The sequence below is a fragment of the Rhizobium sp. CIAT894 genome, from assembly GCF_000172795.2.
Taxonomy (GTDB): Bacteria; Pseudomonadota; Alphaproteobacteria; order Rhizobiales; family Rhizobiaceae; genus Rhizobium.
Genome location: NZ_CP020952.1, coordinates 679869 through 693122 on the forward strand (window position 1 = coordinate 679869; position 13254 = coordinate 693122).

General features: G+C 60.5%; 10 protein-coding genes. 4 read left to right on the top strand and 6 right to left on the bottom strand.

Annotation, left to right across the window (positions count from 1 at the left end; all coding sequences use genetic code 11):
* Positions 1 to 165 precede the first annotated feature (165 nt).
* Entirely contained in the window at positions 166 to 2337 is a 2172-nt protein-coding gene (locus RHEC894_RS31925; RefSeq protein ID WP_085740596.1) for a TonB-dependent siderophore receptor, read from the bottom strand.
* A 483-nt stretch (positions 2338 to 2820) separates the two neighbouring features.
* Between RHEC894_RS31925 and RHEC894_RS31930 the strand changes: the two genes are divergently transcribed.
* From RHEC894_RS31930 to RHEC894_RS31940, 3 genes are all read left to right on the top strand, one after another.
* Complete coding sequence (locus tag RHEC894_RS31930) at positions 2821 to 4032, top strand: GGDEF domain-containing protein (RefSeq protein ID WP_206427952.1); 1212 nt, start codon at positions 2821 to 2823, stop codon at positions 4030 to 4032.
* A 328-nt stretch (positions 4033 to 4360) separates the two neighbouring features.
* The gene (locus RHEC894_RS31935; protein ID WP_085740598.1) at positions 4361 to 5035 is read left to right on the top strand and encodes a L,D-transpeptidase; all 675 of its coding nucleotides are present in this window, start codon (positions 4361 to 4363) and stop codon (positions 5033 to 5035) included.
* A gap of 12 nt (positions 5036 to 5047) precedes the next feature.
* Positions 5048 to 5584 carry an OmpA family protein gene (locus tag RHEC894_RS31940; RefSeq protein WP_085740599.1) on the top strand — a complete coding sequence of 179 codons (537 nt, stop codon included), beginning with the start codon at positions 5048 to 5050 and terminating at the stop codon, positions 5582 to 5584.
* A gap of 56 nt (positions 5585 to 5640) precedes the next feature.
* Here the strand turns inward: RHEC894_RS31940 and RHEC894_RS31945 are convergent, their stop codons facing one another.
* Positions 5641 to 8103, bottom strand: coding sequence for a beta-glucosidase (locus RHEC894_RS31945; protein WP_085740600.1), 2463 nt, complete (start codon positions 8101 to 8103; stop codon positions 5641 to 5643).
* Positions 8104 to 8217: 114 nt separating this feature from the next.
* On the opposite strand from RHEC894_RS31945, the gene RHEC894_RS31950 reads away from it, so the two are divergent.
* Positions 8218 to 8853 carry a TetR/AcrR family transcriptional regulator gene (locus RHEC894_RS31950; protein ID WP_085740601.1) on the top strand — a complete coding sequence of 212 codons (636 nt, stop codon included), beginning with the start codon at positions 8218 to 8220 and terminating at the stop codon, positions 8851 to 8853.
* A gap of 456 nt (positions 8854 to 9309) precedes the next feature.
* On the opposite strand, the gene iolG is transcribed toward RHEC894_RS31950, so the two are convergent.
* The 4 genes from iolG to RHEC894_RS31975 form a co-directional block, all read right to left on the bottom strand.
* Positions 9310 to 10302, bottom strand: coding sequence for an inositol 2-dehydrogenase (gene iolG, locus RHEC894_RS31960; protein WP_085740602.1), 993 nt, complete (start codon positions 10300 to 10302; stop codon positions 9310 to 9312).
* Positions 10303 to 10340: 38 nt separating this feature from the next.
* Entirely contained in the window at positions 10341 to 11144 is an 804-nt protein-coding gene (locus RHEC894_RS31965) for a TIM barrel protein (RefSeq protein WP_010067586.1), read from the bottom strand.
* Between the two features lie 74 nt (positions 11145 to 11218).
* Positions 11219 to 12013, bottom strand: coding sequence for an ATP-binding cassette domain-containing protein (locus tag RHEC894_RS31970; protein ID WP_010067585.1), 795 nt, complete (start codon positions 12011 to 12013; stop codon positions 11219 to 11221).
* 2 nt (positions 12014 to 12015) lie between these two features.
* Positions 12016 to 13137, bottom strand: coding sequence for an ABC transporter permease (locus RHEC894_RS31975; RefSeq protein WP_085740603.1), 1122 nt, complete (start codon positions 13135 to 13137; stop codon positions 12016 to 12018).
* Positions 13138 to 13254 lie beyond the last annotated feature (117 nt).

Consider the following 13254-nt stretch of genomic DNA (forward strand, 5'->3'; position numbering starts at 1 on the left):
AGCCGAAGGGTGACGATGGCGGTCTGCGGTAAGTAATTTACTTTGGCAATAGGAGAACGGACCATCGCCCCCAAGCCGTCAAGATAGGCGGCCTGGTGGGCGATGGACGATCAGCAATCGAAGTCGGGCGCCGAGACGTCCTGTTCGTCTCGGCAGCCCATGCCTTTACCACCGATACTTCAGTGTGCCGGTCATGTTGCGGCCCTGGCCCAGGTAGCAGAAGCCCTCTTCGCAAACCGTTTCTCGCTTGTCGGCGATGTTGCGGATGGCGAAGGCTGCCGTCAGGCCCTCATATTTCTTGTCGAGCGCGCCGAAATCATAGGAGGCGGATGCATCGACATAGAAAGTCGCAGGATTTTTCGAGGTATTGGCAACATCCGTCCAGGTCTCGCCGATGTAGCGCATGCCGGCGCCAACCGACAGACCGTTGAAGGGATTGCTTTCCTGGAAGGTGTAGTTCGCCCACAGGCTTGCAATATGGGTCGGGGTGACGGCGGGAGTATTTCCGACGTTGTTGCCCCCCGTTACTTCGGAGTCGTTGTAGGTATAGGCCGCAATGATATCGAGGCCGTCGGCGATTGCCGCGCGGGCTTCAAGCTCGATACCCTTTCCGGTCACTTCGCCCTGGGAGTCATAGGCAAAGGTCAGCGGGTCGGCGAGCCTCGGCTTATTCTGCTCGACGATGTGATAGGCGACGGCCGATAGCAGGATGTCGGAGCCGGGAGGCTGGTACTTCACGCCGACTTCGTATTGCTCGCCCTTCGTCGGCGGAAGAATTGTGTTGGTTGCGGATCGGTTGGTGACCGGATCGAAGGAGGTCGCGTAGGAAACGAACGGCGCGATGCCGTTGTCGAAGAGGTAAAGCGCGCCGGCCTGTACGGAGAAGGCATTCTTGTCGACATCCTCCGAGCTGACCGTGGGCAAGGTCGAATCTCGCGTCTGGTCTACCCAGGTCTGCCGGCCGCCGAAGTTGAAGCGCCAGTTTCCGACCTCGACCTGGTCCATGGCGTAGATGCCGACCTGCCGCATATCGGCATCGGAAGCCAAGAAATTATAGTCCGGCGTAGAGCCCGAGACTCCGTAAGTCGGATTGGCGATATCGAAGTCGAATGCCGGATCGGCGGCTCCGAAGCCATAGCCAAAGCTCGACTTGAGATTGGTGTAGTCGAGCCCGAACAGCATCGTATGCGCAAGCGGACCCGTATCGAATTTCGCCTCGAGCTGATTGTCGACCTGGAAAACATTCATTTCGTCGCGGATCGCATTCGTGCCGCGATGCGCGACGGTCCCGGTCCAGCTGGTAACGCCGAGGTAGCGAGCCCTGAGATCGAGATGCGAATAACGCAGGTTCTGCCGGAAGGTCAGGCCGTTGTCGAATTCATGCTCGAACTGATAACCGACCTGCTGCTGCTTGATCTTCTGATAGTCATAATCGGGATCGCTCTGTCTGATATCGAGAATCCTGCCGTCCACGGTCGTGATCGCGCCGACATTGGCATCGGTTTCGTCCGCCTGCGCCAGACCATACACCGTCAGAGACGTGCCCTCGTCTGGCTTCCAGGTGAAGGACGGCGCCAGGAAATAGCGGTCGTCGGCAATATCGAAATTGGTATCGCCGCGGCGGGCAAGGCCGACGATGCGGTAGAGAAAGTCGTCGTTGTCTTCGCTGATCGGCCCGCCGAAATCGAACATTCCCTGCACCCGGTCCTTGGTGCCGTAGGTCATGCCGACTTCGCGGATCGGCTCTTCGGTCGGAAGCTTCGATATCTTGTTGACGAGGCCACCCGGCGATCCGGAGCCGTAGAGAACGGAGACCGGCCCCTTGATCACCTCGACGCGCTGCAACTGATAGGGATCGGTGCGGAACGTGCCGTAGTTGATATAGGGCTGGCGCAATCCGTCACGATAGTCGCCGACCGTCGTGGCGTTGTAGCCGCGAATATAGATTTGGTCGAAACGCGGATCGAAGCCGCTCGTTCCTGTGGTCACCCCGGCCGTGTAACGCACCGCCTCGATGACCGACTGCGCGCCGCGTTGCTCGATTTCCTTCTCGGTGGTGACGGAGATCGAACGCGGCGTCTCGACGAGCGGCGTGCTGATCTTGGTCGCGCCCGCGCTGTTCTTGGCGGTGACCGACGTCCGGTCGGTCTTGCTATCAGAGGCTGCACCCTGGATGACGATCGGTTCCAGCGTTGTCGCGGTGTCGCCTGCGGAGGCGCTCTGGGCGGAAGCCGGCGATGCTGCAATGCCGATCAGAACGACCGCCGTCGTGGCAAATAGGCTCTCTCTATAAATTCGCGGTAGATTATTAGAAACATTCAAAAAAACACGCGCCATCACTTGGTCCCTACGTCACAGATGCGCGCGGAACCTATGGAGCGAGATTGGCCTTGTCAACATAAGATGATTCTTTTAGTCATCTTTTAACCGATAAAATCTCCGTGCTTGCCTCTCCCGAGCAGGTTGCACGCTCCATCAAGGTCCGCAGCGTTCTCCACCGCGTAATTGCCGACGGAGGACGGTTTTGTCGTGCGACAGGCAAAGTGTGGACAGAAATGCTGTCAACCTGCCGATCTTGATGGGACAGAACCGTCAGTTCGGCCCTATCTGTAAGACCTTGACCCGATGTGACGCATGTTGACGACCGACTGTCACCACGTGGTACAAAATCATTAGGGCAGGCACATCGTCTTTTCGGGCGAACACCGCGGCCCGTCTTGTCTCCGGTCATCTTCTCCCTAAATCCGACACATGGATACCGAGCGAACCAGAGCTCCTATCAAAACGGTAAGGGCGTCTTCGCGGAAACCTCTCCAGAGGTTGAGCCCGGCCATTTCAGAGCAAGTCGAGCGCCTGCTCGGGGGGCGCACGCGCGATATCCGCCTGCATGGGGAACTGGCTCAGCTTTTTCGCGAACGCTCCTGGCCGCGGACGGCCAAGATCATCCGCGCGTGGATGGTTTGGGTTATCGTGCTCGACATCCTGACTTTGGGCCTCAACGCGATCCTGCTTCCGGCCGAAACCGTCATGTCGATGCTTTGGCCGGCGTCTATCCTTCCCCCCGCCGCCCTTGTCGCCGTTATGGTCTTCCGGCGACCGCACGCTTTGTGGCTGCAGGGCGTTTTCATCCTATCGGCGGTTTTTCTCATCCTGCTGTCCGTCGCTTTGGTGGGGGTGAACAGTGGCGGCGAGTTTTATGAGCGGCATTTGACCATCATGCTGTTTGTTGCCGTCACCGCCATCATCATCTTTCCCGTTCCGCTCGGTTGGGCGATGGCGATCGGTGCTTCCGCCCTCGGTCTCTACCTCGTGTTTCAGCTGCACAATCCAGGCATCGAAGCGGGAAGCGCTCTTGCCGGAACGCTGTTTTTCGCGAGCGGTGTGGCTGCGACAGTCGTTGCCCGACGCACCACGACCATCTTCGCTCAGAAGACTTTCCTGCTCGAGTTACGAGATCGAAGCCGCCTCGCAGAGCTGACCGACGCCAACTCGCAGCTGGAATTGCTGGCGCGGACCGATCCGCTGACGGGTGTCGCCAACCGGCGTTCGATGATGGAAACGCTCCATCATTTCTGGAACGAGGAACTGATGCGAACGAGCGGCGCGGCGATGCTGATGTGCGATATCGATGACTTCAAGCATCTCAACGACAATCTCGGCCATGCCGAAGGCGACCGCTGCCTGGTGAAAGTTGCCGGCATCATCCAGAGCAGCATGAGAGATGAGCGGGATCAGGTCGCCCGCTACGGAGGCGAAGAGTTTCTTGTCTTTCTGCCCGGTTCCGATGAACAGGAGGCCAGGGCGGTCGCCGAGAGAATTCGCAGCCGAGTTGAGGCCGCGTCTCTTCCAAATCCCACCTCGCGTGTCGTTCCCTGGGTCACTGTCAGCATCGGAATAGCGATATTGCAAAATGGTGACGGCGTGTCCGCGGAGCGCATGCAGCACCAGGCGGATGCGGCGCTCTACCTTGCCAAAAAGACCGGCCGCAACCGCGTGGTGGTCCACACGCCGGAAGCCGATCAGGCAGGCTGATCTTCCGCCGCGACCTCGGCCATTCGAACGCCGCTCTTTTGAGCGCCATCGGCAATTGGGGCTCCGTCGGCACCCGTTTGCGCTTTCCCTATCGTCCAATAGACGCAGCGGAGGCGATCAGGTTGCGGCGCATCGCACGCTCCGAACTCGCCGACCTTTTCCCCTGAATTTGCTCGGGTCGCGCGGAGACAAATGACCTGGGGGTTGCTGGGCCAACATCGCCCTGCCGGAGTAACGGCAACAGGCAAGAGAATAATTTTCTGTTGTCGCAAATGAAAAATCTGCTTTACTGACGCTTCGCTGCTTGGCTTTGAGGGGGATATTGCCGATGCCGTGGACCCGCAGGGATATTGTGCTTGGTGGATTGGCGTTACTTGGCGCCGGTGCGGTCGGCAGGCCGGCTTTCGCTCAGGCGTCTTCCTTTTTTGCCGGCACCGCCGTCGACAATGGCGTGACATTTCGGGCGACGAACTTCGCCAAGATCGACAGGAAATGGCACCGCCAGGTCGTCAAATATTTCAGCAGCGAGCCGATCGGCACCGTCGTCGTCGATACCAGGCACCATTTCCTCTACCTGATTATGGAGAACAAGACAGCGATCCGCTACGGCGTCGGCGTCGGCCGCGAGGGTTTCAAATGGTTCGGCCGCGCCACGATCGACGCCAAATCTCTCTGGCCGCGCTGGACACCGCCGCCGGAGATGCGCAAACGCCATCCCGAACTGCCCGAATTCGTGGAGGGAGGCTCACCGAAGAACCCGCTCGGTCCCCGCGCCATGTATCTGCATCGCGACGGCGTCGACACGGGCTATCGCTTCCACGGCACGCTTGAGCCATGGAGCATCGGCAAGGATGCCTCCAGCGGCTGTATCCGCATGTTCAACGAGGATGCCATCGACCTTTATCAGCGTTGCCCCATCGGCACGGCCGTACAGGTTCTGCCGCATATTGCCGACCAGGCCGAAAGCGCTACGCAGGTCAGCCAAACAACCCCGGTTGAATAGGAAATCACCCTGATGTCTGCTCCGACCGAATTTGCAAGGCGCCTTCTCGTCGCGTCCATGCTCCTGGCGCTTGCCGCCTGCTCCACAACCGAGATCGCCTCCCTGGAAGAACCCACCGCAGCGCCGATGACCGGCCAGACCAACGATCCCGCGCCCGGTTTCGAGAACGTGGCGGCGGGCAGCGAAGAAGATTTCATCCTCAATGTCGGCCGGCGGATCTACTTCAAGCAGGACTCCGCCGCGCTCGATTCCGTCGCCATGGCAACCTTGGACAACCAGGCCGCCTGGCTGAACAAGAACCCGACCTGGCTGCTCAAGCTGCAGGGATTTGCCGACGATTCCGGTTCCGCAATTAAAATGGAGACGCTGTCGCAGAAGCGCGCCGACGCAGCAATGGCCTATCTCGCCTCAAAGGGCGTGGACGCCAAGCGCATGTGGGCCAAGGGCTACGGCAACGACCGCGAAGTCCGCGACTGCACGGATCGATCCTGCCGGGTGCAGAACAGGCGCGTCGTCACCAATCTGCGCACCCAGCCCGACGCGGCCTGATCGCCGCTCGAACCATTCAGCGCTTGCGCAGCTGATGCGGTCTCGCCAGTCCGCCTTCAGGACGGAGGCGGCAGGATATAACCCGATGGCGACGGCAGGTCGACGATGAACCTGATATCCGCCGCATTCGCCGCCACTACCAATTGGTAGTCGCCCGGCTCGGCCCGGAAGGCGCCGGCCTCGACATCGAAATAAGCGAGATCGCGCGACCGGATCTTCATCACGGCCGTGCCGGTCTCACCGGGTTGCAGCGAAAGCTTTGCGAAGGCGCGCAGCTCCTTGGCCGGCCGCTCCACTTTTGTCTTTGGCGAACTGATATAGAGCTGCACCAGTTCCGAGCCCGCCCGGTCGCCGATATTGGTCAGGTCGAGGCTTATAGTCACGCCATCAGGCCCCATTTCGCCGGCCGAAAGCCGCGGTTCACCCCAGCTGAAACGGGTATAGCCGAGGCCGAAGCCGAAGGGAAAGAGCGGCTCGACGGCGCGTGTGTCGTGGTGACGATAGCCGACGAAGACGCCTTCGGCGTAGCGCACATGCCCGTCCTTGCCGGGATAGACGGCGGCATCGCCTGTCATGGCGGAATTGTCCGCCAGCGCCTTCGGGAAGGTCTGCGGCAGGCGTCCGCCGGGCTCGACATCGCCGAACAGCACGTCGGCGACAGCATTGCCGAGCTCCTGCCCCGGGTACCAGATCTGCAGCACGGCGCGGACCTTGCCGAGCCACGGCATTTCCACAGGGCCACCGGTCTGCAGCACGACCACGGTATTGGCATTGGCGGCGGCCACCCGCTCGATCAGTTCTTCCTGCCGGCCCGGAAGCCGCATGTCGGGCAGATCAAGCCCCTCCGTATCCCATTCGCCGTCGCGGCCGACGAAGAGAAGCGCCACATCGGCATTGCGGGCCGTCTCGACGGCTGCCTCGATATCGCCCTCGCCGAGCGGTTTTTCCACGCCGAAACGAATGGCGATGAGGTTGATGCCCTCCCCGCTCGCGATGGACGGCTCGTATTCGACGGTGACCGCATAGGCCCGGCCGGCTTCGAGTGCGACAGTGCCGCGCTGCTCGTCATTGGCGGTGCCGAAATAGTTTTCGCCGCGCGTCCAGCCATCATGGCCATCCACCGTCAGTACGCCGTCGACGAAGAGCCGCGCCAGGCCGGCATTGGTCATGCCGAAGACATGATCGCCGCTCTCCTCCGGCACGAATTGCATTCTCATCCGAGCCGAGAAATCGGCGGGGTCGAGATCGCCCGACGGCAGTTCGAACCAGAAGAACTCGCCCTTGTCGACGATCTCGACATGAAGCGGATTGCCCTTGCAGCCGCGTCCCTTGAAATATTCGACCGTGATCTTTCCCTTGAACACGTCGATCAGACGGTTATGGCGGCAGCCGACCGCATGGCTGATGCTGTTGGCATTGGCAAGGGCGGCGCGAATGCCTTCGAGCGGGCTCACCGTATAATGCGCCGCAATCTGGGCGCTGCCGCCGCCCATGACGCGCGCGGTGGCGGCATTCGGTCCGATCACGGCAATGCGGTCGAGCGAGGTCTTGGCAAGCGGCAGGATGCCGTCGTTCTTGAGCAGGACCGCGCCCTCCGCGCCAAGGCGGCGGATCAGCGCCCGGTCTTCCGGCAGGTCGATCGCCTGCTCCGTGAGGTCAGGCGTCTTCTCGAAGGCGCCGACCCGTTCGAGCAGCAGCAGCATCCGCCGCGCCGCAGCCTTCACCGTCGCGGCCTCGACCTTGCCCTCGCGCACGGCGGCAATCAGTTTTTCGCCGCGATCGCGCGCCGGACCCGGCATTTCGAGATCGAGACCGGCATTGATCGTATCGGCTGTCGAATGCGAGCCGAACCAGTCGGACATGACGATACCGTCAAAACCCCATTCCTGGCGCAGCACCTCGGTCAGCAGCCAGTGATGTTCGCTGGTATAGGTGCCGTTGAGACGATTATAGGAGGACATGACGGCCATGACGCCGGCGCGGCGGACGGCCTGTTCGAAGGGCGGCAGGTAGATTTCGCGCAGCGTCCGCTCGTCGATATCGGAAGACATGGTCTGCCGCTCGATCTCGGATTCGTTGCCGGCGAAGTGTTTTATGGTTGCCGCGATCCCCTCGCCTTGCACGCCCTCGATATAGGCGACGGCGAGTTCCGATGTCAGCACCGGATCTTCGGAATAACATTCGAAATTGCGACCATTGAGACCGGAGCGATGGATATTCACCGTCGGCGCGAGCAGCACGGCCGCTCCTTTGCTCTTGGCCTGGCGCGCAAGGGCGCCCCCCATCTGCTTGACGAGATCGGGATTCCAGCTGGCGCCGAGCGCGATGGCGACGGGAAAGCAGGTCGCCTTGACGCCGGCGACCAGCGAACCGGCGCCGCGCGCGCCATTCGGCCCATCCGTCACCTTGATCTTCGGCACGCCGAGACGCTCGATAGGAACCGTCGTCCAGAAATCGGCGCCCGAGAGCAGAGAGACCTGCTCCTCAAGGGTCATCTTGTCGAGAATGGAATCGATCATGCAAGCCTCCCGAGGGTTCAATCCTTAAACCTACCGATTACTCGGTATTTTTAAGATGTCAATCAAGCAAAGCTGATGTATGGAATGGAGAGCATGGAAAAGGGACCGGGGACGATGGCGGAATTGTCGGAACAGAATGTCGGAGAGGAGAAGCGCCGGCGGCGATCCCGCAAGGGGGAGACGCGCCGCGCGGAGATCCTGGCGGCTGCGATGCGGCGCTTTGCCGAGGACGGCTACCAGAATGCCGCGATCGGCGATATCGCCAGCGACGTCGGCCTGTCACTGCCCGGCCTGCTGCATCATTTCCCGACCAAGGTTGATCTGCTGCTGTCGATCCTCGCCAAGCGCGATCTCGATAGCGCCGATTTCATCGGCCATTATCGCGCCGATCTTCGCGGCCTGCTCAAGGGCATGGTCGAGATCTTCCGCCGCAATGCCGGCATGATAGAGGTTATCAGGGCCTTCGCCATCCTGAATGCCGAGAGCCTGATGAAGGGCCACCCCGCCAAAGCCTGGTTTCTCGATCGCGCCACCGAGATGCAGCAGCATATCGCCGCGACCTTCGAGCGGGCCGCCGCTGACGGCTCGATCGATGCCGGCATCGACGGCAACGCCATGGCCGCCGAACTGATCGCCGTCATGGACGGCCTGCAGATGCTCTGGCTGCGCGATCCCGACCGTTTCGACATGGTGGGCGGGCTGGAAGCCTATATTATCAGGCTGCTCGCAAGCCTCGACCTGAAGGAATGAACAGGCCCGGATAGCGCTACCTGACACTGCGCGATGGCCGCTGGGGAGGGTAATGAGCGGGTGACACGCCTTTGGATCGCTCTCGAATATAGCTGGCGCAGAAATCCTTGAGGCCTCGGTATGATCCAATTCCGAGAAAGCTGCTCAACCGTATGACTGTCGTTTGCGAGACGCCGCATTTTTTTGCTACCGTAGCAGCGCTTTCGAACGCGACCATCTCCGGATGCTCAAGCATCCGCCTGGCGACCTGTTCCACCTGGCCAGGGAAGAATATCTTTCTTTCGGCAATGGACTGCTTTAGTTCCTGAAAGCTCTGAGGACGCTGATCTTTCATTGGATGCATGGCTGACATTGGCGCCTCCATGGCGGATGCATTTCGCCCAGGACAAATCGACTTTGCATTCGTGGGGTCGGGCGACGCATGGATCCACATGGAACGGCTGCGTCGCCTTCACGTCAATTGACGGCAACTGGCCTGCCAGTATGCCAGCTCACTGTGGCGGCCTCCGCCAGCTTTTGAGCCTGGAGCCCATCCAGTCCACTTGGTCTCGGAGACGGGTTGCCGGCATTGATCGCTTCGATGAAAGCGTTGATCTCGTTGGCATAAGCCTGCGCATAGCGTTCGAGAAAGAAATGTTGGACAGGATCGCCGCTGACGCCGTTCGCATTGGAAAGCTCGACGCTCGTCGCGGCGATATTTTTCGCTGCAAGCATGCCTGCAGCGCCATGGACTTCGATACGCTGGTCGTAGCCGTAAGTCGCCCGGCGCGAATTGGTGATGACGGCAATGCGACCCGAAGCCGTCTGCATTTGCACGGCGGCGGTATCGACATCGCCTTCGGCCCCGATTGCCTTGTCGACGAGCGAGGATCCGAGTGCATTCACGACTGTAAATTCCTCTCCGACCAGGAACCGGGCCATATCGAAGTCGTGGATCATCATGTCACGGAACAGGCCGCCGGAGGATTTGACATACTCGGCGGGCGGGGGTGCGGGGTCCCGGCTGGTGATCGTCACGATCTCGATTGCTCCGATATCGCCGCGGCGCAGGCGGGCCTCCAAACTCGCAAAGTTCGGATCGAACCGGCGATTGAAGCCAATCATCAAAGTCGACCTGTTTTTCTCGACAACCTCGAGGCAGGCGTTGATGCGGTCGACCGACAGGGATACCGGCTTTTCGCAAAGAATGGCCTTGCCGGCCCGCGCCGCGGCCTCGATCAGATCGGCGTGGCCCGGGGTCGGCGTCGCGATGAGGATTGCATCGACGTTCGGCGACTTGATGACATCCTCCGCTTCGGCAACCTCGGCGCCCGTCCGCGCGGCAAGCTCTTCAGCCGAAGCCTTGAAGGCATCCGCCACATAAGCAAGCTTCGCATTGGGGTTCGCCGCAATCGTTGTGGCATGCACTTTGCCTATCCGACCGGCGCCGATCACTCCAAACCTGATCATTGATGTCTCTCCATTGTAAGTCTTGACTATCGAAATATTCAAACCGTGAAGGCGTCGCGGAAGCGGGCCAGCGCCGTCTCATCGTCGCCGGAAGCCCATGCCTCCATGCCGATCGTGCCGCGATAACCCATGTCCTTGAGCGCGCGGGCGATTGCCTTGTAGTTGATCTCTCCGGTGCCCGGTTCCATGCGACCTGGAACATCCGCAACCTGGATCTCGCCGATAAAGGGGAGCGCACGCCGGCACAGCTCGATCAGATTCCCCTCACCGATCTGGGCATGGTAGAGGTCCAGATTGAGCTTCAGCGCCGGCCGGTTAACGGACGAAACGAGCGCGAGCGTATCCTCGGCCTTCGCAAATGGAGTCCTGGGATGATCGACTGCCTGATTGAGATTTTCGAGCACGAAGGTCACGCCCTCCTCCTCCCCGAGGTCGGCGATGCGGTTCAGCGTATCGCGTGCCTTGAGCCACATGGAACCCGTCACCTGATCAGCCTTGACGACCGGCAGCCCGTTGCCGTCGAGACCGGTGCCATGCAGGTTGAGACGCGGGCAATTCAGCTGCCGGGCAACGGGAATCGATAAAGTCGCGGTTCGCAGTAATTCGTCCGCGCCGTCGTCATCAGCGAGCGTGCCGGACACATAGCCCGTCATTGACGAAAAGACCGCTCCCGATCGCGCAAGCGCGGCGATGTCGTGTTTTGTCCAATCCCAGATTTCGGCATGAAAGCCGAGTTCGGTAATACGCTTTAACCTCTCGACAACGGGGAGCGACTTGAAAATCATCTCGGCGCAGACAGCGAGGATGAAGGGGGATGAGGTGTTCGACGAACCGTCGATCATGATCATTTTCCATGTTTGATGATTGAGAAGGCGGCAGCCTCTCACAGCCAATCGGCGCCGCCGGATAAGCAGTGCTAGATCGTGCCGCCAAGCTCGGCGGACAGTTGCTGCAGCTCCTTGCCGCCCGCCATCAGGTTCTGCAGCTCGTCCATCGCGATCTCCGCCTTGGCAAAAGTGCCGAGCGTCTGGCCGCGATTAAGGATGGTGAAGCGGTCCGCCACCGCATAGGCGTGCCGAACATTGTGGGTGATGAAAATCACGCCCAATCCGTTCTGCCGGACCTGATGGATGTACTTCAACACCATTGAGGTTTGCGCCACGCCGAGCGCCGAGGTGGGCTCATCGAGGATAAGGATCTTGGCACCGAAATAGACCGCGCGCGCAATCGCAACGCATTGGCGTTCGCCACCAGACAAAGTGCCCACCGCCTGATTGGGATCGCGGATATCGATGCCGATCTTGCGCATCTCTTCACGCGTGACATCGTTGCAGTGCGCGAGGTCGAAGTGACGGAATGGGAAGATGCCCTTGCGGCGCTCCCGCCCCATGAAGAAATTACGCGTGATCGACATCAGCGGAATCATGGCGAGGTCCTGATAAACCGTCGCAATCCCTGCATCGAGGGCGTCGCGCGGACTGCGGAAATTGACCGGCTTGCCTTCGACCAGGAACGAACCCCCGCTTGGCCGGACGACACCGGACAGCGTCTTGATCAACGTGGATTTGCCCGCGCCATTGTCGCCGAGGAGACAAAGCACCTCTCCGGCCGACACTTGCATCGACACACCGTTGAGAGCGATCACGGAGCCATAGTGCTTGACGATATCGGTTACTTCGATGATCGGCGTTCGGTTATTGACGTCTGGCATGATCAGCGCTCCCCGGTAACCTTGCGGCGGATGAAATTGTTGAAGAGAACAGCCAGCAGCAGCATCGAGCCGAGGAAGACCTGAAACCAGTCGGAGTCGAATTTGGTATAGGTCAGGCCAATGGAAACCGAGCCGAAGATGATCGCTCCGAAGAAGGCGCCGATTGCCGAGCCATAGCCACCCGTGAGCAGGCATCCACCAATGACGGCGGCGATGATCGCCTCGAACTCTTTCTGAAAACCGCGTCGGGCATCGGTCGAGCCGGCATCAAGCACGGTGATGATGGCGACCAGCGCGGCGGCGCACGCCGTCAACGCGAACAGGCCGGTTTTCACCCTATGGACGGGGACGCCTGAGTTTCTTGCTGCATTCGGATCGCCGCCGGCCGCGAAGATCCAGTTGCCTGTGCGGGTGCGCAGCAGGACCCATGTTGCAGCCAGGGCAAGCACGACGAACCACAGGACCGACACCGGGATGCCGGTGACTTTCGGCAGGCCGTTCGGGAACTTGTCGATCAGATCGTGATCTGCAAGCCAGACGAATGGGCCCTTCAGCGCATCGCCGGAAAAGAGCCCGAGCAGCGGACTGTCCTTCACATGGTCGCCGATGCCGCGAAGCTGCGTCGAGCCGCCGGTGGCCCATTTCAGACCGACGAGGGTCAATCCGCGCAGGATGAAGAGAAATGCCAGGGTCACGATGAACGACGGCAGGCGAGTGTGGATGACGATTTGCCCATTGATCGCGCCCATGAACGCCGCAAACAGCATCGTCATGACGATGGCAACCGAAAGCGGTTGACCGAAATTGGTCAGGATGACTCCGAAGATCAGGCCTGCGAAAGCCACCATCGAGCCGATCGACAGATCGAACTCGCCGCCGATCATGAGCAGTGCCGCTGCAATGGCGAGGATTCCCAGTTGCGATGCCGGTGCCATGATGGTCATCAGGCCCGAAAGGGAGAACATCGTCGAATCTGCGGTAAGAAAGAAAAACACGATGACGAGGACAAGGCCGGCGACAGCACCCAGTTCGGGCCGCCGCATCATGTGCGTCAGGAAACTCACTTGTTTGACGCGCTCATCGGCCTTCGATGCGGCCGGCGTTCTCTGCTCAAGCAAAGCCATACTCCTCCCAGTGGGACGTAGTTCAAGGTAGGGGCGACGCTGCTCGGCAGCGTTCTGTGCTTCAAAACCTCCTCCCCATCGGGGAGGAGATGCTGGGAGAATGCCTTTCGGCAATTC